Below are 19,853 nucleotides of genomic sequence, written 5' to 3' on the forward strand. Positions count from 1 at the left end.
CAGCCGTCACGACCCCTGGGGGAATCCATGCTGCTCGTCACCGGCGTCTCCGGCGCCCTCGGCTCTCTCGTCGCCGAACGGCTCGCCGGTCGCGACGACGTCGTCCTCGGCACCCGCGCCGGGCTCCCCGGCGCCCGCCCGCTCGACTTCGACGCGCCCGAGACCCTCCCGGCGGCCTTCGCCGGCGTGGAGACGCTGCTCCTCGTGTCCGCCGGGTACGGGGAGGACGACGTCGTGATCGCCCGCCACGAGGCCGCGATCTCCGCCGCCGAGACCGCCGGCGTCCGGCACGTCGTCTACACCAGCCTCTCCGGCGACGGCGACCACCTCGCGTACGCGCTCGCGCACCGCTGGACCGAGCGGCGGCTCCGGCGGTCCGCGACGCTCGACTGGACGATCCTCCGCAACGGCCTCTACGCCGAGCTCCTCGCCCTGATCGCCGCCCCCGACGCCGAGCACCGCGTCACCGCGCCCCTCGGCGGGGGCCGACTCGCCGCCGTCGCCCGCGCCGACCTCGCCGACGCCGCCGTCTCCGTCGCCACGGACCCGGGCGCCCACCGGAACCGGGTGTACGAGCTCGTCGGCGAGCGCCCCCTCGGCGGCGCCGACCTGGCGGCGGCCCTCGGCGCCGCGTACGCGCCCGGCACGCTCGCACGGGCCCGCACCGCGCTCGCCGCCTCCGGGGCCGCGCCCTTCCAGGTGCCGATGCTGACGGGCACGTACTCGGCGATCGCCCACGGCTTCATGGACGGCACGGGCGTGGCGCGGGGCGACCTGCGCGCGCTGCTCGGCGGGCGCGAACCCCTCGACGTGCTGGACGTGTTCGTGAAGGCGGTACGGGAGGGGTAGGGCCAGGCCCACCCCCGGGACGCCCGGTGGTGGTCGTGATCGGAGCGGGCCGGGACGGTTCGCTGGGGCCATGACCACGACCACCACCACCGCCGCTGCCGTACGGCTCCGGGGGCTCACCCGGCACCACCGGGACGTCCACGCCCTCGACGGCGTCGACCTCGACTTCCGCACCGGGACCTTCACCGCCGTCATGGGGCCCTCCGGCTCCGGCAAGTCCACGCTCCTCCAGTGCGCCGCCGGACTCGACCGGCCCACCGCGGGGACCGTGGAGGTCGGCGGCGTCACCCTGGACGGGCTGAGCGAGCGGCGCCTCACGCTGCTGCGGCGGGACCGGATCGGCTTCGTCTTCCAGTCCTTCAACCTGCTGCCCTCCCTGACCGCCGCGCAGAACGTGGCCCTCCCGCTCCGTCTCGCCGGCCGCCGCCCGTCCCGCGCGGAGGTACGGGCGGCCCTCGTGCGCGTGGGACTCGCCGGCCGGGAACGGCACCGGCCCGGCGAGCTGTCCGGCGGCCAGCAGCAACGGGTCGCGATCGCCCGGGCGCTGATCACCCGGCCCGCCGTCCTCTTCGGCGACGAACCGACCGGCGCGCTCGACTCGACGACGAGCCGCGAGGTCCTCGGCATGCTGCGGGACCTCGTCGACCGCGACGGCCAGACGATCGTCATGGTCACCCACGACCCGGTGGCGGCGTCCCGCGCGGACCGCGTGGTCTTCCTGGTCGACGGGCGCCTCGCGGGCGAACTGACGGACCCGACGGTGGAGTCGGTCACGGCCCGGATGACGGCCTGGGAGACGGGCGGGCGCGGCGGGGACGGGGGCGCGGACACGGGCGGGGGCGGTACGGGCACGGGCCGCCCCGGTGTCGTGCGGGGTCGTGCGGGCGCGTCGGCCGCGGGTTCCGCGGGGGCTTCGGCATGCTGAGCGTCGTCCTCCGCGGGCTCCGTGACCGCTGGGCCTCCTTCCTCGGCGGGTTCGTCGCGCTCGCGCTCGGCGTCGGGCTGCTCACCACCACGGGGCTCGGCCTCTCCGCCACCTTCCACGCGCCCGATCGCTCCCCCCAGCGGTTCGCGTCCTCCCCCGTCGTCGTCCGGGGCCAGGACCGGCTGACGCTGGACGTGCGGCGCGGGCCCGACACCGTGCCCGTGGAGCAACCGCTCGACCGTCCACAGCCTGTGGACGGTCGAGTGCTCCGCGAGCTCCGCGCCCGCTGGACCGTCACCGCCTCCGGCGGTCCCGACGCCGTCGGCGTCGACGCCCCCGCCGCCGAGGTCCGGGCGCTCGTCGGCGACCGCGCCCGGGTCCTCACCGGGACCGAGCGCACGCGGGCCGACCCCGACCCCGAGCGGGACGCCCGCGCGCTCGTCGCCCTCAACGCCCTCCTCGGCACCTCCGGCGGCGTCACCGCCTTCGTCTCCGTCTTCGTCGTCGCCTCCACCTTCGCCTTCGCCGTCGCACTGCGCCGGCGCGAGTTCGGGCTCCTGCGGACCGCCGGGGCCACCCCCGGCCAGATCCGGCGGCTCCTCCTCGCCGAGGCGGCGGTGCTCGGCGTGCTCGCCTCCGCCACCGGGTGCGCGCTCGGCGCCCTCGGCGCGCCCCTCCTCGCCCGGGTCCTCGTCGACGGTGGCCTCGCGCCCGCGTGGTTCACGATCGGCGGAGCCTCCTGGCCGTTCCACACGGCCTTCTGGACGGGCGTGACCGTCGCCCTCGCCGGATCCGTCGCCGCGTCCCGGCGGGCCGGGAAGGTCGGCCCGACGGCCGCGCTGAGGGAGGCGGACGTCGAGGCCGACGCCCTGCCCCTCGGCCGGGCCGTCCTCGGCACGGGCCTGCTCCTGGGCGGGCTCGGGCTCCTCGCCTGGACCTGCGCCACCGAGCCGTCCGCGCTGCTCAGGCGGAAGACGTACACGACCCTCCCGATGCTCCTGACCACCGGCGCCGCGCTCCTCTCACCGCTCCTCGTCCGGCCGGCGGCCCGGCTGCTGCCCTCGCGCGGCGGAGCGGTGGGGACGCTCGTGCGGGAGAACAGCGCGGCCGCCGTCCGCCGGACCGCCGCCGTCGCCGCGCCCGTCCTCGTGACCGTGGCACTCGCCGGGACGCTGTTCGGCTCGGCGGCGAGCGTCACGCGCGCGAAGCAGGTCGAGGAGCGGGAGCAGACGGCCGCCCCTTACGCGGCGGACGGAGAGGCGCTGAGGGAGCCGGCGGCGCCGGCCGGGGCCGTCCTCTCCGCCACCGGGGCGACCTCCGTCTTCGTACGGGACGGGGCCGAGGCCGTCGTGAAGTACGGGGCGCGGGCGGTAGCCGACCCGGCCGCGTTCGCGGAGCTCGCCCGGCTGCCGGTGGTCGCCGGGGACCTGCGGGACCTGGACGACCGGTCGATCGTCGTCAACGAGGAGTTCGAGCGGCACCGGGTCGGCGGGACGGTGGAGGTGTGGCGGGCGGACGGGAGCGGTCCGGTACGGCTCCGGATCGCGGCCGTCCTCGCGCTCGGGACCGGCGACAACGGGCCGTACGTCACCCGGGCGAACGCGCCCGGCGCCGTCCTCGACCGGATCGACGCGCGCGGGGGCGGGACGGCGACGGTCCGGGCCCTGGAGGCGAGCGGCGGAACCGTCTCCTCCGGGCATCGGTCGTCGGAGGGCAACCCGCAGAACCGCCTCGGCATGGTCCTGGTCCTCGGCATCGCCCTCGTCTACACGGTGATCGGCCTCGCCAACACCCTGCTGATGGCGACCTCGGTACGGGGCGGGGAACTGGCCTCGCTGCGGCTCGCCGGGGCCACCCGCGGCCAGGTCCTGCGGGTCGTGACGGGCGAGGCGGCACTCGCCGTGGCCATCGGCACGGCGCTCGGCCTGGTGGTGACGGGGGTCGTCCTGGGCACCCTGGGAGCAGGCCTCGCGGCCCTCTCGGCGCCCGTCGTCCTGACCCTGCCGTGGACGGTGGTCGGCGCGGCGGCGGGCGCCTGCGCGGCGGTCGCGGTCGCCGCGGCGGCGCTCCCCGCGTGGCGCCTCACGCGCTGAGCGGCGATGGTGGGACGACGGGGCGGTGACCGGGGTCGGAGCCGGGTCACCGCCCCGTCCTCGCGCCCCGCGGGGTGTCCGCCCGCCCCACCCCCGTGCGGGCGGGCGAACACCCCGCGGGCGCCTCGTGGGCCGGTGCCTCCCCGTGTGGGCGCGCCTCGTGGACCGGTGCCTCCCCGTGTGGGCAATCGTCCCGCAGGGCGAGGGGGTCCCCCCTGCTCGAGCGGAGCCGAGAGCTTGGGGGAGGGTGGGCACACGGGACGGCGCCCTCCAGCGGCGCCTCCGCGTTCCGCGCCTTGCCCCGCACCCGTGCGCGCCGTACCTGCCGGTGCAGGTCAGGGCGCGGAAGCCTCAGGCGCCGGCAAGGGCGCCGTTCCGTTGTGCCCACCCGTTCCGCCCCAGCGGAACGATTGCCCACAACGGGGGCGCAGCCCACAACAGGGGCCCGGCGGGCGCAGCCCGCGGCAGGGGGCGGTCAGGTGGGCCAGTCCGGGGACAGGATCGACCAGATCTCCTCGTCGTGCCGGACGCCCCGGTACGCGTGGCTGCCCCTCAGGACGACGTCCCTCGTCATTCCCAGCCGCCGCGCCACCGCGATGCTCGGCTCGTTGTCGGAGGACACCACCCACTCCACGCGGTGGATGCCCCGCACCCGGATCGCCCAGTCGACGAGCGCCCGTGCCGCCCGGGTCACCAGGCCCCTGCCGGTGCCCGCCGGTTCCAGCCAGCAGCCCGCCTCGGCGCAGGAGGCGTCCAGGTCGAACCGCCGGAGGATCACCGCGCCGACGAGCGTCCCCTCGGACCAGATGCCGTGGATCCGGCCCGTGTCGGCCGCCGCCTTCTCCGCGTACGCACGGAGGAACGCCCGGCTCGACTCCAGGTCCGTCACGACGTCGGGGAGGCCGTTGCGCGCGCCGATGAACTCCCGTCCCCGGTCCATGTGCGCGAGGAACTCCTCGGCCTGCCACGGTTCCAGCGGGCGCAGTTCCGCGCCGTCGTCGCCCAGGGACATCGCGTACACCGGCATCGCCTTCCTCCACCGCTACGGGATCAGGACGATCTTGCCGCGTACGTGACCCGACTCGCTCGCCTCCTGGGCGCGGGCCGCCTCCTTCAGCGGCAGCGTCTCGGCCAGGCGGACCGTGAGCGCGCCCTCCGCCGCCAGGCGGGCCTGGGCGGTGAGCCCGCGCCGCACGTCGTCCGGGTCGCCCGTGACGCCGGAGAAGACGATGCCGTGCTCCTCCGCGTCCGTCGACGCGATCGTCACGATCCGCTCCTTCGCCGCGTCGCCGCCGCCGAGCAGCTCGACGGCGACCGGCAGCACGCCGTGACCGGCCGCGTCGAAGACCGCGTCGACGCCCTCCGGGGCGGCGGCGCGGACCCGGTCGGCGAGACCGTCCCCGTACGCGACGGGGATCGCGCCGAGTTCGCGCAGGTAGGCGTGGTTGGACTCCGAGGCGCTGCCGATCACCGTGATCCCGGCCGCGACCGCGAGCTGGACGGCCACCGAGCCGACGACGCCGGCCGCGCCGTGCAGGAACAGCGTCTCGCCCTCCCGCACCCGGAGGAGGTCCAGGACGCGCTGGGCGGTCTCGCCGGCCACCGGGAGGCTCGCGGCGGCCTCCCAGGAGAGCCCGGCGGGCTTGGGGGCGACGGTGCCGGCGATGGCGTACTCGGCGTAGGCGCCGGTCTTCGTCCAGCCGAGGACCTCGTCGCCGACGGCCAGGTCGGTGACGCCCTCGCCGAGCGCGTCGACGGTGCCGGCGAACTCCAGCCCCGGGACGGCGGGGAAGGCGGTCGGGTAGAACGCCTCGACCCAGCCGTAACGCCGCTTCCAGTCCACCGGGTTGACCCCGACCGCCGCCACCTTGACCCGGACCTCGCCGGGGCCCGGCTCCGGCTCGGCGACGCCGGTCTCGTGGCGCAGCACCTCGGGGCCGCCGAACTCCTCGTACACGATCGCTTCCATCTCAGCCTCCGCTGCGGTCCGTTCGATCTCCGACGCCCCAAGAATGCGCCGTTGGGCACCCGCTCCCCGCCCGCCCGACGGCCAGTCGTACCTGGCCGAAAGACGGGCCGTCACCCGACCGCCCCGCACTAGGCTGAACCGCATGGACGTGCCCACGCTGACCACCGCGTACGAGATCATCCGGCAGCCGCTCGGGGAGATCCTCCCCCGGGTCTCGGCCGCCCTCGCCCCGCTCGTCCCGCACGTCGACGCGGCCGAACTCTCCACCCACTGCGCCCACTCCCCCTTCAAGGCGCTGGGCGGCACGGAGCTGATGACCGCCGCCGAGCTGACCCCGCTGCTCGCGGCGGGCGTCCCCGGCGCCCCCTGGCAGGGCCGCGCGGCGATCGGCGGCCGCGAGCGCGAGATCGTCGCCGTCACCAGTCACGCGACCCGGCGCGGGGCGGTCCTCGTGCTCGTACGGGAGGACGGCGCCGCTCCCGTCGACACGACCGCGCTCGCCGTGGCGCAGGCGCTGTGGGACCTGGTGACCGGGCACTTCGACCGGTTCGCGACGGAAGCCCTGCCGGGTGCGCTCGCCCGCTCGCGGGCCGCCGCCGACACCCGGGCCCGGGTCATCGCCGAGCTCACCGGCGCGCACGCGGCCGCGCTCTCCGGCGTCCTCGGGGTGCTGCGCAGCCGGGCCCTCGACGACACGACCGCCCGGACCACCGCCACCGACCTGGCCGCGGCCGCGCTGATCGAGATGCGGGCCGAGCAGCGGCGGGACAAGGCGCTCGCGGAGGAGCCCGCGCAGGACGCCTTCGAGCGGCTCGCCGGCGAGCTCCGCCCGATGCTCCGGCACAGCAGGGTCCGGCTCGAACTGGGCGCGCCCGACTCGACGCGCTCGCTCGCGGCGGACGTCGCCCACAGCGCGCGGGCCATCGTCCGGTCGCTGCTCCTGATCGTCCTGGAGCAGGACTCGGTGCGGCGCGTCCACGTCGGCTGGCAGCTGACCGAGCACGAACTGCGGGCGTCCGTGCGGGACGACGGCGCCGGCGCGCTCGCCCCCTGCGACCTGGGCGCCGGGACGATCCGGGACCGGCTCGACGTGCTCGGCGGACGGCTCGACATGGACGCGGTCCCCGGCTGGGGCACGACCGTCACGGCCGTCATCCCCCTCGCGACCCCCGAGGCGCCCGTCGAGGCCGCCCACCCGCTGACCGGACTCGGCGACCGGGAGGTCGAGGTGCTGCGGCACCTGGCGCTCGGGCACCGGAACCGGCGGATCGCGGAGGCCCTGCACATCAGCGAGTCCACGGTGAAGTTCCACGTCGCGAACATCCTGAACAAGCTGGGGGTCGACTCGCGGGGCGAGGCGGCGGCCCTCTTCCACGCGGCGGCGTGACCCCGCGCCCCCCCGAGGGCCGTGCCCGCCCGGGAGGGCGGGGGTGTCAGTGGGGGGTGCCAGACTCGCTCCCATGGGTGAGAGGTGGGCGCTGGCGGCCGAGGCCGAAGGGGACGGAGCACGGCTCGTGCCCCTCGGTCCGGACGGGTCGCCCGCCGGCCCGGTGCGGCGCGAGCCGGACCTCGTGGCGGCCGTGCGGGCGCGGCCCGAGGCGGCCCGCTGGGTGTGGCGGTCGACGGCCGAGGTCTATCCGCGGCTGCTCGCCGCCGGCGTCCGCGTCGAGCGGTGCTACGACGTCGAGGGCGCCGAGCAGCTCCTCCTCGGCCACGAGGGGCGGCTCGGCGAGCCGCGCTCCGCCGCGGCCGCCTGGGCGCGCCTGCGGAACGCCCCCGTACCGCCCGATCCGCCGCAGCGCGCCGCCGAGCCCGGCTCGCAGGACTCGCTCTTCGAGCCGCGCCCCCTCGTCTCCGTGCCCTTCGACGGGCTCCTCGCGGTCTACGCGGAGCAACTGCGCCGCCATGACCGGGCGGAGCACCCGGGCCGGATGCGGCTGCTCACGGCCGCCGAGTCGGCGGGGATGCTGGTGGCCGCCGAGATGCACCGGGCCGGGCTGCCGTGGCGGGCGGACGTGCACCGGGAGCTGCTGGGCGAGCTGCTCGGCGAGCGGTACGCGGGCGGGGGCGAGCCGCGACGCCTCGCGGAGCTCGCGGACGAGGTGTCGGCGGCGTTCGGCCGCCGGGTCCGGCCGGACCTGCCGGCCGACGTGGTGAAGGCCTTCGCGCAGGCCGGGATCCGGATCGGGTCCACCCGCCGCTGGGAGCTCGCCGAGCTGGACCACCCGGCGGTGGAGCCCCTCCTCGCGTACAAGAAGCTGTACCGGATCTGGACGGCGCACGGCTGGTCGTGGCTGGCCGACTGGGTGCGGGACGGCCGTTTCCGGCCGGAGTACCTGCCCGGCGGCACGGTCAGCGGGCGCTGGACGACGAACGGCGGCGGCGCCCTGCAGATCCCCAAGGTGATCCGGCGGGCGGTGGTCGCCGACGAGGGCTGGCGGCTCGTGGTGGCCGACGCCGACCAGATGGAGCCGCGCGTCCTCGCCGCGATCTCCCGCGACCCGGGCCTGATGGAGGTCGCCGGGCACCCCGACGACCTGTACACCCGGCTCTCCGCCCGGGCCTTCTCCGGCGACCGCGGCCACGCCAAGCTCGCGCTGCTCGGCGCGATCTACGGGCAGACGAGCGGCGACGGCCTGAAGAACCTGGCGGCGCTGCGCCGCCGCTTCCCGCGCGCGGTGGCCTATGTCGACGAGGCGGCGAAGGCGGGCGAGGAGGGCCGGCTCGTGCGGACCTGGCTGGGCCGGACCAGCCCGCGGGCGGTCGGCTCGGACGGGGACGAGGAGGCCGGGATCCCGCAGGACACCGGCGAACCGGGGCGGGAGAGCGGCGAGTTCACCCCCGGGTACGCCTCGGGGAACGCGCGGGCGCACGGCCGGTTCACCCGTAACTTCGTCGTGCAGGGCAGTGCCGCCGACTGGGCGCTGCTGATGCTGGCCGCGCTGCGGCGCTCGCTCTCCGGGATGCGGGCCGAGCTGGTGTTCTTCCAGCACGACGAGGTGATCGTGCACTGCCCGGTGGAGGAGGCGGAGGCGGTGACGGAGGCGATCCGGACGGCCGGGGACGAGGCCGGGCGGATCGCGTTCGGGGAGACGCCGGTCCGGTTCCCGTTCACGACGGCGACGGTCGAGCGGTACGCGGACGCGAAGTGACCCGCGCCGGAGGGAGAGAGGGGTGCGGGACCGCCGCCCCGCACCCCTCCCCCGTCTACTTCAACGGCAGCTTCCGCCACTTCGGGCTCAGCGCGATCGTCTTCAGCTGCTCCGTCGTCAGAGCGGGTTCGGCGCGCGTGGCGGCCTCGTGCTGCGCGCCCGCGTTGAAGGCGGAGACCACGACCCGGAAGCCCTTCGGGGTCAGGGTGTCGACGCGCCACCAGACGACCCCGTCGCCGCCCTTCTCACCGGGCTGTCGCGTGGACTTGACCTTGGTTCCGTCCGGCAGGGTGACGACGCCGGCTCCGGTGAAGAGCTCGTCGATCCCCTCGCGGCGGGCGGGCTGGACGTCGACGCCGACGAGGCTCGCGCCCTTGCCGTCGTCGACGACGACGTAGCCGTGGCCGTCGTCCCCGCCGTGGGAGACGACGGTGGTGCCCCGGGGCAGGAAGGAGCGCAGGGTGGCCTGGACGTCGGCCGCGCTCGGCGCGGCGGGCGACCGGCCGGGGACCTTGGAGGGCTCGGGCGGCTCGGGGAGCTGCCGCAGGAGCGGCCCCCAGCCGTCGGCCGTGACGAGGGCCTTCAGCTGGGCGGGGCTGAAGGGCGGGTCCTCCCGGGTGATCCCGGCGCCCTTCTCGGCGGCGGCGTTGTACTCGCTCGCGTCGACGATCAAGCCGTCCTCGGTGAGCAGGACCGCCCGCCAGTTCTTGGTCTCCTCGCGCTTGTCGGGGTACTCGTACCCCTGGAGGACCATGAGCCGGCCACCGCCCGGCAGCCGTTCGCCGGTGCAGGAGTCGAAGGGGACGAGGGTCTTGTCGGGGCACGTGATCCGGTCCGTACCGGACTCGGCGGTCCTGCCGGCCCGGTAGAGGCCGACGCTGACGCCCGCCCTGCCTCGGCCGTCGTCGTAGACGCCGGTGACGGACTGGCCCTTGCCGTCCAGACCCTCGAACCGCCACCGTCCGGCCGGGGTGTGGGCCTTGAGGACGGCGGCGATGTCCTTCACCGGGATCTGCGCCTGGGCGAGGGGTTCCTTGCCGGTGCCGTCGGCCCGGCCGGGCCGCGGGGGCGCCGCCACGGAGGTCGTCGCCGCCTGCCCGGCGGGGTCCAGCAGCGAGCCGCCGTACACGCCGCCGATGCCGACGGCGGCGAGCGCGAGGACGCCGCCGGTCACCGCGAGGCGGCGGCGGAGCAGGCGGCGCCGGCCGCGCCGGAGGCCGCCCGCGACCAGCTCGCGCCGGTCGTCGACGGCGAAGCCGTCACCGGTGTCGCGCAGGACGGCGCCGAGCTCCTCCTCGAAGCGCTCGTGCGGGGCTCCGTCGTGCTGGGGTCCTTCGTTCTGGGACATGCCGAGATCACCGTCTCCGGTCAGGGGGTGGAAAGGCCGAGGGGGCGGGGAGTGCTGGGGCGGGGAGTGCTGGGGGCCGTGTCGTGCTCAGCGGGTGGCGAACGCGGCGAGGCTGCCGCCGAGCCGCTCCCGCAGCTTCCCGAGCGCGCGCACCGAGCGGGTGCGTACCGCGGCGGAGCTGACGTGCAGGGCGTCGGCGGTCTCCTCGATGCTGCGGTCCTCCCAGTACCGCAGCACCACGACCGCCCGGTCCTTCGGTGCGAGCGCGGCCAGCGCGTCGAGCAGCGCGATCCGCAGCGCCGGGTCCTCGCCGTGCTCGGGGGCGCGGTCGGGCAGCTCGCCGAGGGGGCGTTCGGTGGCCGAGCGGCGCCGCTGGTGGCTGAGGAACGTGCGGACGAGCACGGTCTGGGCGTACGCGGCGGGGTTCCCGATCCGGGCCGCACGGCCCCAGAGGGCGTACATCCGGCCGAGCGTCTCCTGGGTGAGGTCTTCGGCGAGATGTGTGTCGCCGCTGGTCAGCAGGCACGCCGAGCGGAACAGGTGACCCGTGCGTGCGGAGGCGAACTCCTGGAACTCGTCCGCGCGGGACTTTCTCATGCCCCTCCTTTCCCTCGCGGTCACGTGGTGTGGTCGCCGTACACCTCATTGACGCGATGGGGGCGCGGAAATGTTTCAGGGGGATCGGAAGCGTTCCGGAGGGGTTCGCAGAGGGATGGCCGCCCGACGTATTCGAAGAAGCGGAATCGGGTAATCCTGGAGGTATGAACACTCTCAGCGCAGCAGAGACCCTGGCCGCTGGAGTCTGGCAGTCAGGTCTGGGGCAGGTCCTCGGCGGTCTCGTCCTCGTCGCCGTCCTCATCGGGGCCTTCTGGTTCGGGTTCAGGGTCCGCAACCGCGAACCCGATCCTCCGAAGCCGGACGAGCAGCCGCACCGGCCCGACACCGGGGCGCTCCCCGGCGAGACGTCCGAATACCGCAAGCCGGCCGAGATGCCGCAGACCGACGGCGAGCACCGGCTCATGCCCTACCAGCTCAAGAACGGCGCCACGGAGACCTCGTCCGAACCGCCGTCCGAGGAGAAGCGCAAGTGGGGCGGCATCTCCAGCGGAGGCTTCGGCAGCGGAGGCACCGGACACGGCGACTGACCCCGGACACGGACTCCGGGCACGGATCCCGGGCACGGATCCCGGGCACGGTCCCGGACCGGCGACCGACGCGGACCGCCCGGCCCCGGACGCGGAAAAGCCCAGCCGCACACGCGGCTGGGCTTCCTCCGTCCGTCCGACCGACCGGGCTCGGTCCGGTCCGTCGTCGGGCCGGGCGCGATCCGGTCCGTCGGCGTCGACCCGCCCGGGCACCGACCCGTCGGGCGCCGGCCCGCCGCCTGCGCCCGGACGGCATCCGCTACGCCCGGACGGCATCCACCGGGTCGCCGCCCAGGACCCGGCCCGCGCGTGAGGCGATGTGGGCCGGCGGGGCGAAGTCGGCCGGGAGGATCGGGTCGGTGACCGGCTCCCCGAAGGTGGTCACCACCGGGAGCACCCCCGCCCAGAGACCGAGCGCCGCGTCCTCGGACTCGCCGTCGTCCGGCGGGCCGCCGGCGGTCTTCACCGAGGCCTCGGTCAGGTCGAGCGCGAGCACCGCGGTCGCGGCCAGCTCCTTGCGGCTCGGCTGCCGCGCGTACTCCCACTGGCCCGGCGAGCTCTGCTCGGTCAAGGCCCGCAGGCCGCGGAGCTTCTCCTCCGGGTCGGTGACGATCTCGGGCACGCCGTAGATCATCGCGCAGCGGTAGTTGACCCCGTGCTCGAAGACGGAGCGGGCGAGGACGAGCCCGTCGACGTGCGTGACGGTGACGCAGACGGTGGTGTCGGGGGCCTGGACCAGGCTGCGGCTGGCGACCGAGCCGTGGAGGTAGAGCCGGTCGCCGTCCACGCCGTACGCGGTGGGCACCACCATCGTCGTGCCGTCGACGGTGACGCCGAGGTGGCAGAGGAAGCCCGCGGCGAGCACGGCGTCCAGGTCGGCCCGCCGGTGGCTCCCCTTGTGACGCATCCGGCGCAGCCGGGTCCGCTCGGTGACGGGCAGCCCGTCGCCGGCCTCCGTGGGGGTGGTGGTGCTCATGGCGCCCTCTCGTCGAAGTGTGGTTGGAGAGTGTTGTACGGGGGATCAGCCCGTCACCGCCACCGGCGCCCGCCTGTCGGAACGGCGGCGGGCGACCAGGGAGTCGCAGATCTCGCCGGCCCGAACGGCGGCCATCGACAGCAGGTTGGCCGTGATGCCGTGCGAGTGCTCGGTGCCGCCCATCAGATAGATCCCGGCCTCCACCTCGGGCGCCGTCCGCACCCGGTAGTCGCGGCGCACCCGCAGCCGGCCGTCCTCGTCGCGCGCGCAGGCGGCGTCGAGCTCGCCGAGCAGCCGGGCCGGGTCGGGCTCGGAGTAGCCGGTGGCGTAGACGACGGCGTCCGCGTCCATCGTCTCCGTCTCGCCCGTCGCGAGGTTCCGCACCTGGACGCGGACGCCGTCGGGGCCCTCCTCGACCTCGGTGAGCCGGGTGACGCCGAGGATCCGCAGCCGCTGCTCGCCGCGCACCTTCTCCTGGTACGAGCGGCGGTAGAGCTCCTCGATGAGGTCCATGTCGACGACGCCGTAGTTGGTGTTGCGGTGCTGGTCCATGAGCGCCCGGCGGACGGACGGCTCGGCACCGTGGTAGAGGTCGACGGCCTCGGGGTCGAAGATCCGGTTCGCGTACGGGCTGTCGTCGGCCGGGCTGTAGCCGTACCGGGTGTGGACGGCGACGACCTCGGCCCCCTCGTACGTCCGGTGCAGGTGGTCGGCGATCTCGGCGGCGCTCTGGCCGGCCCCGGCGACGACGAAGCGACGCGGGTTCCCGGTGGGCAGCGCGGCGAGCCGGTGCAGGAACTCGCTGCTGTGCCAGAGGCGTTCGGAGGACTCGACCCCCTCGGGGAGCCGGGGCACGAGGCCGGTGCCGATGACGAGGTTCCGCGCCCGGTACGTGACGGCCTCCGCCTCGGCGCCGCTGCCGACTCCGCCGAGCGCGGCGACGTCGACCTCGACGACGGGTCCCGCCGCCCCCGCGGGACGGATGGCGGTGACCTCCAGGCCGTAACGGACCATGTGGTCCACGCCGTTCGCGGCCCACTGGAGGTAGTCGTGGAACTCCTCACGGGTCGGGAACAGCATCTTGTGGTTGATGAAGTCGACCAGCCGCCCCCGGTCGTGGAGGTACGGCACGAAGCCGAAGCGGCTGCGCGGGTTGCGCATCGTGGCCAGGTCCTTCAGGAACGAGACCTGCATGGTGGCGTCCGGCAGGAGCATGCCCCGGTGCCAGCCGAAGTTCGGCTGCTTCTCCAGGAAGACGGCCGTCAGTTCCTCACCGGGCGCGGCCTGCTCGTTGTGCTCCTCGATGGCGATCGCGAGGGCGAGGTTGGCGGGCCCGAAGCCGACGCCGACGACGTCGTAGACGGGGGTGGTCTCGTGCGTGGCGCGCAGGGCGTTCATGGCGTGGTGCCTTTCGGTGGAAGGAGGTTCAGGAGGTGCGGGCGCGGCCGGCGAGGGCGGCGCAGCCGGCGGCGAGGAGCAGGGCGAAGAGCAGCCCCGTACCGGCGAAGGAGAGGAAGACGGCCGCGATCAGCAGGGTCACGACGGCCGTCGTGCGCAGGGCGCGGCCGGTGCCGCGCGCCCGCAGGGCGGCCGCCGCGGCGGCCACGTACAGCAGCAGGAACGCGCTGCTGGTGACGACGAGCACCAGCTCCTCGCCGGTCCCCGTGACGGTCAGGGCGCCGAGGACGGCCGCGTAGGCGAGGGCCAGCGCGACGGTCGCCCGCACCGGGCGGTCGGCCAGGGCGCGCGGCAGGATCCGCTCGCGGGCGGCGGCCCGCACGACCCGGGTGGCGCCGAGCACCCAGGCGTTGGTGGCGACCACCGCGAGGCCGAGGGCGAGGAGGTCGCCGGCGATCGCGCCGCCGTCGCCGAACGAGGCGCCGAGGAGGGCGGTGATGACGACGGGCTCGTCGCCGGGGACCGCCAGGTAGGCGGCCGTCACCGCCGCGTAGAGCAGCCCGACGACGGGCACCGCCCAGCGGATCGCCCGCCGGTAGCTGCGGGCGGGGTCGTCGACCTGCTCGGCGAGGGTCGAGACGTTCTCCCAGCCGAGGAAGGAGAAGAAGGCGGTGACGACGGCGATGCCGACGCCGTCCCAGCCGTGCGTGAGGAACGGGGTGTACTCCCCCGCGTCGAAACGCGGCACCGCGAGCACCACGGCGCCGCCGAGGCCGAGCAGCAGCACGAGCAGGGCCGCGGTCTGCACGCGGGCGCCGGCCGTGAGTCCGAGCAGCGTGAACGCGGCGGACAGCGCCATGAAGCCGATCGCGATCGGGTACACGGGCCCGTCGGGCTGGCCGAGCAGCCCGAGCAGGCAGCGGGCGGACACGATGCCCATCACCGGGTTCCCGATGACGTACGTGGCGACCAGCAACAGCGCCGCCGCACGCCCCGGGCGGCGCCCGAACCCGGCCTCCACCATCGCGGCGAGACCGGAGGCGTCGGGGCGCCAGGCCGACATCTCCGCGAAGAAACGGGCGAAGGGGTACGAGCTGAGGGCCAGCGCCAGCCACGCGAGCAGCGCGGCGGGACCGGCCTGCCGCTCGGTCAGCCCCGGCACCAGAAGGATGCCGGTCCCGACGAGACTGCTGACGTAGAACACGACGAGAGCGCGCACGCCGAGGGCGCCGCGGGGGGCGGCGTCGGGCCGCTGCAGCAGATCGGTCATGGGGTCACCTTCGAGTGAGTGATGGCCATTCGTTCGACGGGGCCGGCGCCCCCGCCCACCCCCGTTGTGGGCAGTCGTTCCGCCGGGGCTGCGCCCACCCTCGTTGTGGGCAACTGTTCCGCTGGGGCGAAGGGGGTCCCCCTGCTCGAGCGAAGCCGAGAGCTTGGGGGACCCCCTCGCCCAGCGGGACGATCGCCCACACGGAGGTGGGTGCGAGGCGGTGCCCCGCCGGGCGCACGCCCACGCGGGGGCGCGTTCAGGTGGCGCCCAGGACGTCCAGCGCCTCCGCCGCCGCAAGCTCCGCCGCCGCCGGCGCCGTTTTGAAGCCCGCGCCCGACCAACCCGTCGCGAGGACGATCCGGCTGCCGGGCCGCTCGCGGCCGAGGTGGGGGCGGGAGTGCGGGGTGTAGAGGTCGACGCCCCGGCGCCCGCCGAGGAAGCGGGTCGCGGGGTCGGCGAGCCAGGGCCACCGCGCGGCCGCCCCCTGGCGTATGTACGCCACGTGCTCGTCGGTCAGCGTGGCCTCGCCGCCCGGGGGTACGTCCCATTCGTCGACGGGCCGCCCGGCCATGTAGCCGCCGGCCGCCTCCCCGGTGAGCTGGGGCCGCCCCCAGACGCCGCTGACCATGTCCACGACGGTCGGCAGGCCGGCGGTGGCGGGGTGGTGGAAGAAGCCGTACCGAATGCTCTTGGTGCGTCCGGCGTCCGCGCCGCTGAGCCGGTGCCCGGCGATCTCCCCGGTGCCCCCGCCGGCCGCGAGGACGACGGCGAAGGCCTCGACGGGACCGCCCGGTTCGAGGAGGACGCGGACCCGGTCGGCGCCGGGCGGCGCGTCGAGTGCGCGTACCCGCGCGGGCAGCAGCCGGGCCCCGTGGGCGAGGGCGCGGTCGCGGTAGACGCGCGCGGTGCGGGGCGGGTCGGCGTAACCGGCCCCGGGTTCCCAGACGGCGGCGGTGACGCCGTCGACGGAGAGTCCGGGGAAGCGGGCCCCGAGCACGCCCGGATCCAGCAACTCCGCGGGCACACCTGCTCCGTTGAGCTCGGCGACGCCCTTCTCCGCCTCCTCCAGGTCGGCGTCGCCGCAGAGGACGAGCGACCCGGTGGTCATGAAGCCGTACGGTCCCGGCGCGAGCGCGGCGGGCCCCCAGGCGAGGTGGTGGCTGCGCAGCGCGAGCCCCCGCAGGTACGGGTCGGCCTCGAAGGACCGCACGAGCCCGCCGGACCAGGCGGTGGCGTGGTCCTGGCGCCCGTCCATGGGGGCGGCGAGCGCGACCCGTGCGCCGCGCCGGGCGAGGGCGGAGGCGGTGGCGGAACCGACGACCCCGGCGCCGACGACGACGACGTCGTACGCCCGCCCGTGCCCGCCGACGGCACGGGGGGCCCGCGCACCGGTCGCACCGGACACGGTGGACACGGCGGACACGGTGGACACGGCGGGCACGGGCGCGAAGTCCCACCCCACGCTCCCGGGTTCGGGCTCCCCGAACGCGGTGAACCCCCGGTCCGCGTGGGCCCGTACGGCGGCGAGGAGGGTGCGTCCGGTGCGTCCCGGATCCTCGGCGAGCGCGGCGCCGGCGGCGGCGAAGGCCGCGTCGACGTGGGTCTCGGGCCCGCCGCGCATCCGGGCCACGAAGGCGGCGCCGGAGGACGGTCCGAGCAGCGCGGCGAACTCGTCCACCGCGCAGTCGTCGGTGAACCAGAACGCGCCCTCGAACCCGGCCGCCCGCCACTCCCGGGCCGCCCGCGCGGCCCCGACGTGGGTGCCGCAGACGACGAGCGCGGTGAGTGCCGGGGCGTCCCGCCCCTCCGGCCCGTCGAGGACGGCCGGGGAGGGCTCGGTGAGGGCCGCCGGCACCGGCACGGCGCCCGTCGCGGGTCCGCTGCCGTCGGAGACCACGGCCCCCGACGGGACGGCGGGCCGCACGGCCGCCGGGGCGTCCCGTACGAGCAGGGCGAGCCGCTCCCCGTACGCGCTGCCGTCGTGCGTGACGGCGACCCTGGTGTGTCCCGCGTCCCGCACGGCGGCGAGCAGGTCGGCCGCCTGGGCGCGGTCGTCCGGGCACCAGCGCAGGAGGGTGCCGGCGCTGTCGGCGAGGAGGCCGGGCGTGGTGGCCAGCGGGAGGAGGACAGGGAGTCCGGCCGCCCGGTAGACGGGGAGGGCCGCCGCCGCGCCGGCGCTGTTGAAGTGCCCGACGACCAGGGCGTGCCGGCCTTCGGCGACGACCGCCTCGGCGATCTGCCGGGCCGTCCCGGCCTCGCCCCGGTCGTCGTACAGCTCCCAGTTCACGGCCGTGCCGTAGCGCTCGGCGGCCCGCTCCAGGTGCTCGCCCCAGGCGGCCCGGGGCCCGGAGAAGGGCCCGACGACGGCGCCGCGCGGCAGCACGTCCGCCGGAACCGCGGCCGCCCCGGACACCTCGCGCCCGGACGGCCCGGTCCCGGACGGCCCGGTCCCGGACGCTCCGGCCCCGGACGCTCCGGCCCCGGACACCTCGATCTCGGGCACCCCGGACTCAGGCACTGAAGACCGCCCCGGGCCAGGCCGTCACCGGCGTCCCCGGGGCGAGCGGGGCGAGGGCCTCCGCGTCCACCCGGCGCGGTTCCGGCGCGAGGCCGAGGAGCGCGGCGAGCCGGGCGGAGCCGTACGGGAGGGCGGGCGCGGCCCAGGCGGACAGGGCGGCGGCGACGGCGAGCTGGGCGGAGAGCGCGGAGCGGTGGGCGGCGGCGCCGTCCGGGCGCTCGGCCTCGAAGCCGGTCACGTACCCGAAGTCCTCGGCGAGGCACACCACTTCGTCGAGCAGCGCGATCGCGCGCCGCGCGTCGTAGCCGCCGATCTCCTCGCCGTACGCCTCGCGCAGCTGCCCGACGGTCCCGGTGAGCCGGGCGCGCAGCCGCTCCCACGCCGGTCCCCGGGGCGCCTCGGCGGGGACGAGGCCGTCGGCGGACTCGGCGACGGCGGTGAACAGCCGGCCGAGCCAACCGTCCCAGCGCTCGGCGAGCCGGCTGCGGCTGAGCTCCAGGGCGGCGGAACCGAAGCTGGTCTGACGGCCGTTGGGGCGGTCCGACAGGACGTGGTAGCGCAGGACGTCCGCGCTCGTCCGGGCGAGCTCCTCGTGCGCCCAGATGGCGTGGCGCCTGCTGGTGGAGAACTTGAGCCCTTCGAGCCGGTAGAACTCGTTGACGACGAAGGCCTTCGGCAGCGCGATCCCCGGGTCGTACGCCCGGAAGGCGGCGGGGAACAGCAGGGCGTGGAAGTAGCCGTTGTCGAAGCCGAAGAACTGGACGGGCGCGGGCGCGGGCCCGGTCCCGCCGGCGCCGGTCCACTCCAGGAGGTAGCCGGGGGCCATCTCGAACCAGACGTAGATCCGCTGCTCCGTGAAGCCCCGGACGGGCACCGGCACGCCCCACTCGGAGGGGTGGCTGACGGCGATCTCGGGGAGCCCTTCGGCCCGCATCCGTTCGCAGAGGGAGCGCAGGTGCGGCGGCATGTCGACCTGGTCCCAGAACGCGGTGAGCTGCTCCTCCCAGGGGGCGAGGGGGAAGTAGAGCCGCTCGCAGTCGCGGAGTTCGGGGGTGGCGCCGCAACCGGTGCAGACGGGGTCGGCGAGGTCGGCGCAGTCGTTGGGGCGGCCGCAGGGCTCGCAGGCGTTGCCGTTGGAGCCGGAGCCGCAGTGCGGGCAGTCGCCCTTGAGGTGGGCCTCGTACAGCCAGCGCTCGCAGCCGGTGCAGTACGGCAGCGGACGCGTGCGGGCGACGATGTGCCCGGCGTCGTACAGCCGCTGGAAGAACTCCTGGACGGCCGACCGGTAGCCGACGTCGCGGCGGGGGCGGACGATCGCGTCGAAGTCGGCGCCGGCCTGCCGCCACACGGACTCGATGGAGGCGCCGTAGCCGTCGGCGACCTCGTCGCCCTTGCGTCCGCCGTCGTTCAGGCCGCGGACGGGCACGTAGCTCTGGTGGTCGTCGAGGCCGGTGGTGTAGCGGACGGGGCCGGCGCCCTCGGCGGCGAGGAAGCGGCGCAGGACGTCGCCGGCGAGGTAGGGACCGGCGAGGTGGCCGATGTGGAGGTCGCCGTTGGGGGTGGGCGGGGTGGCGGTGATCCAGTGGGTGGACGCGTCGGCGCTCACGCGGCGACCTCCTTGTCGTCGGCCTCGGTGGCGGTCTCGGTGGCGGTCTGGTCGGCGGTCTCGGTGCCGGTCTCGTTGGCGGTGCGGACGACGGGCTCGCGCAGCGGCCAGTAGAGGGAGAGCCAGCGCAGCTCGGTGTCGCCGGTGTTGTGGACGACGTGCTCCTGGTTCCGGGGCAGCACGACGACGTCGCCGGGGCGGAACGGCGGCTCCGGGCGCCCGTCGAGGGTCACGCTCCCGGTGCCGCCGAGGATGATCATGACCTCGTCCTGGTTGTGGCAGTCGGGGTCGGAGTCCCCGCCGGGCTCCAGGAAGCAGGCCATGGCACCGACGGGCGGCTCGGCGTCCCCGCCCGGCCAGGGGATGATCCGCTGGCAGGCGAGCCCGAACTCCTCGGTGGCGGCGCTGCGGTCGATGCGGAAGCGGCGGTCGGCCATGGGGACGTCTCCGGTCTTCGGGGGGAGGTCGCGGTACGGAGTGGGGGCGAGGGCCGGTTCTCCGGGCGGCAGGATGGGCGAGGTGAAGGGCATGGGGTCTCCTGGGAGGGGTGGGCGAGGAGAGCGGCCCCGGGGAGGGGGGCGCGGACCCGGGAGGCCGGGCGGAG

Annotated in this window: 16 protein-coding genes; 6 read left to right on the top strand and 10 right to left on the bottom strand. The window is 76.0% G+C overall.

What is annotated here, in order from left to right:
* Window positions 1–27 precede the first annotated feature (27 nt).
* From ACZ66Z_RS12985 to ACZ66Z_RS12995, 3 genes are all read left to right on the top strand, one after another.
* Window positions 28–849, top strand: coding sequence for an NAD(P)H-binding protein (locus ACZ66Z_RS12985; RefSeq protein ID WP_469934020.1), 822 nt, complete (start codon window positions 28–30; stop codon window positions 847–849).
* Between the two features lie 70 nt (window positions 850–919).
* Entirely contained in the window at window positions 920–1,774 is an 855-nt protein-coding gene (locus ACZ66Z_RS12990; protein ID WP_469934021.1) for an ABC transporter ATP-binding protein, read from the top strand.
* On the top strand, window positions 1,768–3,867 hold the full coding sequence (locus ACZ66Z_RS12995) for an ABC transporter permease (protein WP_469934022.1): 2,100 nt from the start codon (window positions 1,768–1,770) through the stop codon (window positions 3,865–3,867). The genes ACZ66Z_RS12990 and ACZ66Z_RS12995 overlap by 7 nt, the downstream gene beginning before the upstream one ends.
* Window positions 3,868–4,342: 475 nt before the next feature.
* Here the strand turns inward: ACZ66Z_RS12995 and ACZ66Z_RS13000 are convergent, their stop codons facing one another.
* Entirely contained in the window at window positions 4,343–4,888 is a 546-nt protein-coding gene (locus tag ACZ66Z_RS13000) for a GNAT family N-acetyltransferase (protein WP_469934262.1), read from the bottom strand.
* Window positions 4,889–4,909: 21 nt separating this feature from the next.
* Complete coding sequence (locus ACZ66Z_RS13005) at window positions 4,910–5,836, bottom strand: NADP-dependent oxidoreductase (RefSeq protein WP_469934023.1); 927 nt, start codon at window positions 5,834–5,836, stop codon at window positions 4,910–4,912.
* A 142-nt stretch (window positions 5,837–5,978) separates the two neighbouring features.
* Between ACZ66Z_RS13005 and ACZ66Z_RS13010 the strand changes: the two genes are divergently transcribed.
* Together ACZ66Z_RS13010 and ACZ66Z_RS13015 are read left to right on the top strand one after the other, a co-directional pair.
* Window positions 5,979–7,223 (top strand): helix-turn-helix transcriptional regulator, encoded by a 1,245-nt coding sequence (locus ACZ66Z_RS13010; RefSeq protein WP_469934024.1) that lies wholly within the window; start codon window positions 5,979–5,981, stop codon window positions 7,221–7,223.
* A gap of 73 nt (window positions 7,224–7,296) precedes the next feature.
* Window positions 7,297–8,988 carry a bifunctional 3'-5' exonuclease/DNA polymerase gene (locus ACZ66Z_RS13015; RefSeq protein WP_469934025.1) on the top strand — a complete coding sequence of 564 codons (1,692 nt, stop codon included), beginning with the start codon at window positions 7,297–7,299 and terminating at the stop codon, window positions 8,986–8,988.
* Between the two features lie 55 nt (window positions 8,989–9,043).
* Here ACZ66Z_RS13015 and ACZ66Z_RS13020 read toward each other — a convergent pair whose 3' ends face one another.
* Window positions 9,044–10,336: a hypothetical protein gene (locus tag ACZ66Z_RS13020; protein WP_469934026.1), complete on the bottom strand. Its 1,293-nt coding sequence runs from the start codon at window positions 10,334–10,336 to the stop codon at window positions 9,044–9,046.
* 87 nt (window positions 10,337–10,423) lie between these two features.
* The gene (locus tag ACZ66Z_RS13025; protein WP_469934027.1) at window positions 10,424–10,933 is read right to left on the bottom strand and encodes a SigE family RNA polymerase sigma factor; all 510 of its coding nucleotides are present in this window, start codon (window positions 10,931–10,933) and stop codon (window positions 10,424–10,426) included.
* Window positions 10,934–11,097: 164 nt separating this feature from the next.
* Between ACZ66Z_RS13025 and ACZ66Z_RS13030 the strand changes: the two genes are divergently transcribed.
* Window positions 11,098–11,481, top strand: coding sequence for a DUF6479 family protein (locus tag ACZ66Z_RS13030; RefSeq protein WP_469934028.1), 384 nt, complete (start codon window positions 11,098–11,100; stop codon window positions 11,479–11,481).
* A 259-nt stretch (window positions 11,482–11,740) separates the two neighbouring features.
* On the opposite strand, the gene ACZ66Z_RS13035 is transcribed toward ACZ66Z_RS13030, so the two are convergent.
* The 6 genes from ACZ66Z_RS13035 to ACZ66Z_RS13060 all read right to left on the bottom strand — a co-directional run bounded on the left by ACZ66Z_RS13035 (window position 11,741) and on the right by ACZ66Z_RS13060 (window position 19,779).
* On the bottom strand, window positions 11,741–12,457 hold the full coding sequence (locus ACZ66Z_RS13035) for a pyridoxamine 5'-phosphate oxidase family protein (protein WP_469934029.1): 717 nt from the start codon (window positions 12,455–12,457) through the stop codon (window positions 11,741–11,743).
* A gap of 45 nt (window positions 12,458–12,502) precedes the next feature.
* Window positions 12,503–13,855 carry a lysine N(6)-hydroxylase/L-ornithine N(5)-oxygenase family protein gene (locus tag ACZ66Z_RS13040; protein ID WP_469934030.1) on the bottom strand — a complete coding sequence of 451 codons (1,353 nt, stop codon included), beginning with the start codon at window positions 13,853–13,855 and terminating at the stop codon, window positions 12,503–12,505.
* 28 nt (window positions 13,856–13,883) lie between these two features.
* A complete protein-coding gene (locus ACZ66Z_RS13045) occupies window positions 13,884–15,125 on the bottom strand; it encodes an APC family permease (protein WP_469934031.1) in 1,242 nt (413 codons plus the stop codon).
* Between the two features lie 256 nt (window positions 15,126–15,381).
* Window positions 15,382–17,628: an FAD-dependent oxidoreductase gene (locus ACZ66Z_RS13050; protein WP_469934032.1), complete on the bottom strand. Its 2,247-nt coding sequence runs from the start codon at window positions 17,626–17,628 to the stop codon at window positions 15,382–15,384.
* A gap of 7 nt (window positions 17,629–17,635) precedes the next feature.
* On the bottom strand, window positions 17,636–19,249 hold the full coding sequence (locus tag ACZ66Z_RS13055) for a class I tRNA ligase family protein (protein WP_469934033.1): 1,614 nt from the start codon (window positions 19,247–19,249) through the stop codon (window positions 17,636–17,638).
* A complete protein-coding gene (locus ACZ66Z_RS13060) occupies window positions 19,246–19,779 on the bottom strand; it encodes a cupin domain-containing protein (protein ID WP_469934034.1) in 534 nt (177 codons plus the stop codon). Before ACZ66Z_RS13060 ends, ACZ66Z_RS13055 begins: the two co-directional genes overlap by 4 nt.
* Window positions 19,780–19,853: the final 74 nt, after the last annotated feature.

Source organism: Streptomyces sp. NPDC107498, assembly GCF_055582805.1.

Bases quoted from the DNA above. Each gene is read 5' to 3' on its own strand.
- ACZ66Z_RS12990 (WP_469934021.1), top strand. From the start codon at position 920: ATGACCACGACCACCACCACCGCCGCTGCCGTACGGCTCCGGGGGCTC.
- ACZ66Z_RS13020 (WP_469934026.1), bottom strand. From the start codon at position 10,336: ATGTCCCAGAACGAAGGACCCCAGCACGACGGAGCCCCGCACGAGCGC.
- ACZ66Z_RS13010 (WP_469934024.1), top strand. From the start codon at position 5,979: ATGGACGTGCCCACGCTGACCACCGCGTACGAGATCATCCGGCAGCCG.
- ACZ66Z_RS13045 (WP_469934031.1), bottom strand. From the start codon at position 15,125: ATGACCGATCTGCTGCAGCGGCCCGACGCCGCCCCCCGCGGCGCCCTC.
- ACZ66Z_RS13035 (WP_469934029.1), bottom strand. From the start codon at position 12,457: ATGAGCACCACCACCCCCACGGAGGCCGGCGACGGGCTGCCCGTCACC.
- ACZ66Z_RS13040 (WP_469934030.1), bottom strand. From the start codon at position 13,855: ATGAACGCCCTGCGCGCCACGCACGAGACCACCCCCGTCTACGACGTC.
- ACZ66Z_RS13030 (WP_469934028.1), top strand. From the start codon at position 11,098: ATGAACACTCTCAGCGCAGCAGAGACCCTGGCCGCTGGAGTCTGGCAG.
- ACZ66Z_RS13015 (WP_469934025.1), top strand. From the start codon at position 7,297: ATGGGTGAGAGGTGGGCGCTGGCGGCCGAGGCCGAAGGGGACGGAGCA.
- ACZ66Z_RS12995 (WP_469934022.1), top strand. From the start codon at position 1,768: ATGCTGAGCGTCGTCCTCCGCGGGCTCCGTGACCGCTGGGCCTCCTTC.
- ACZ66Z_RS13060 (WP_469934034.1), bottom strand. From the start codon at position 19,779: ATGCCCTTCACCTCGCCCATCCTGCCGCCCGGAGAACCGGCCCTCGCC.
- ACZ66Z_RS12985 (WP_469934020.1), top strand. From the start codon at position 28: ATGCTGCTCGTCACCGGCGTCTCCGGCGCCCTCGGCTCTCTCGTCGCC.
- ACZ66Z_RS13025 (WP_469934027.1), bottom strand. From the start codon at position 10,933: ATGAGAAAGTCCCGCGCGGACGAGTTCCAGGAGTTCGCCTCCGCACGC.
- ACZ66Z_RS13005 (WP_469934023.1), bottom strand. From the start codon at position 5,836: ATGGAAGCGATCGTGTACGAGGAGTTCGGCGGCCCCGAGGTGCTGCGC.